Source organism: Photorhabdus sp. CRCIA-P01 (assembly GCF_003545805.1).
Lineage (GTDB): Bacteria > Pseudomonadota > Gammaproteobacteria > Enterobacterales > Enterobacteriaceae > Photorhabdus > Photorhabdus antumapuensis.
Map to the genome: position 1 here is coordinate 1 of NZ_NMQR01000146.1, position 1,858 is coordinate 1,858.

Sequence of the window (1,858 nt, forward strand, 5' to 3'; positions counted from 1 at the left end):
GACTGTCGTCAACCCTATCCAACCATGAAAAGGGATACCATTGATTTTCCCCTGCACAAAATGACATATTTCACTCAATCGCACTTCAGTCCGTAAATTCACCGCAGCCTGAGACGTATTTCCCAACATCGCCAGCAATAATGCACCAAATTGCCTATTCTCCTCCCGGCGGGCAAATTCTTCGGGATCATATTCGCGATCAGAAAAATAGCCTTTGACACAGAGTATTTCCCACTCTTCCAGCACACCACTCACTTTAATTAATGGTTTACGCGGGGGCAATTCCGGCGGCGGCGGCTTTTTTGCCAATATCGCATCCAGTTCAGGGATTTTGGCTTGAAGTTCCGCAATGGCTTTTTCTACCTCTTCTCTATCTTCAGGCCAACGTTGAATTCTTTCCCGCTTAACCTTTACCAATATATCAATGTCTTTTCTTTGATCTTTTACTTCTTCAAAGTCAATAGCACCTTTTAACATCTGATAAGTATTCATGAGAGCACCTTAATTGCATCGGCAAAGTTTTTACTTTGTTCTTCATATAACTTATCTTTCTGAGATTCAGGGTAAATCCATTGCGTGGCTTCCAAGCCCTTCACCGGCTCTAACCCAAAAACACAACTCCGGCACCATTTTTGTAAATCATTATCAACATATAATGAAACCAGCCACTCAAGAATCAGTATCCCAAGCATGACTTGCCAGCTAGCCAGAAAGCCAACAACCCTACCGGCAGCCAAAGATCCCAACATTTTTAATGTAGTTTCTAAAACTCCCTTATCCATCAGCTTTCTCTCTATCAATACTTCTAACAACCCGCCGGATGCTTTTAGCATTGCACCAATATCACCCCCAATTTTGCAACCGATTAATCCAAAATACTGCCAACGCCGTCTGCCATGCAATTCAGATTCAAAATCACTAATATCTACCCCCAGATTTAGTGCGGAAGCGAGCGTGCCCGCACTCGACCCGATAAATTTAATCGTGTCGGTGGCAGCCATATTTTTTATGCCGTGCTCCACCATCGGCTCGACAATCTCCATTGCCGTACTCAGTGTGCTTAAAAACGCGGCGGTCACCTGAGCATGGCTTTTAACATCCCCCTTACTCTCTTTTAGCTGATTGGCATATTCCAGCCCATTAAAAAATAAGACCAATAACTTAATGCGGGATTTTTTTAATACCGGCTCTCCTTCGGCGCTTTCAGCGAATTCTTTAAATCTATCGTTATAACTATTTTTCGCTTCAAGACGAGCTTTTACTCCTGATTCCTTAAGCTGCGCCAACACCTGCCGCCGGAATAGATCACCTTCTTGAAGCTGCGATACCGACAAATCAACCGCCTGATCAAACGGCACCCCTGAAATCACCGAGAATAGCCCCTTACTCAGCATTTCATTGGTGCTATTCAGCACTTTTCCTAAGCGGGTAAAATTAAAGAACCGGTCGCCCAACGTCACCAGTCGCCGGTCAGAATGCAGCATCGCCCGGGCAAAGGTGCTGTTGGATCTGGGCGGCTTTTCCAGCACTTCATTCGCTTTATCGTAGGCTTCCACCAGTTTTCCACTCAGCGTCGGCACCGTTTTCATAAACGCTGAGATGTCCGCCGGTTTCTCATTCCCCTTATTCAGCTTCATCTGCTGTAAAAAACCGTCCATCTCTTTCATCACGTCCGGGTTATTCAGTAATAACGAGCGCCAGACAATATTTTCCGGTGACAGCGCGGAATATTGATCGATTTGAGCATCTAAAAAGGCACTGCCCGTTTCGGTTACATTCAGCGCAGCGAGGGCATAATCCACCGCCTCGCGATAATTGAGGTTGTCCTCCAGTCGGGGGGAATGAAAGTCCTGACAAC

At 45.6% G+C, this 1,858-nt stretch carries 1 protein-coding gene and 1 pseudogene; both read right to left on the minus strand.

All coding sequences use genetic code 11. The annotated features are described in order from the left end of the window. Positions 1 to 492 (minus strand): annotated as a pseudogene (locus D3222_RS24355) (putative type VI secretion system effector); the annotation flags it as partial. Further along, on the minus strand, positions 489 to 1,858 hold a 1,370-nt coding region (locus D3222_RS24360), incomplete at its 5' end, for a T6SS effector BTH_I2691 family protein (RefSeq protein ID WP_304598688.1). The pseudogene D3222_RS24355 and the gene D3222_RS24360, both read right to left, overlap by 4 nt.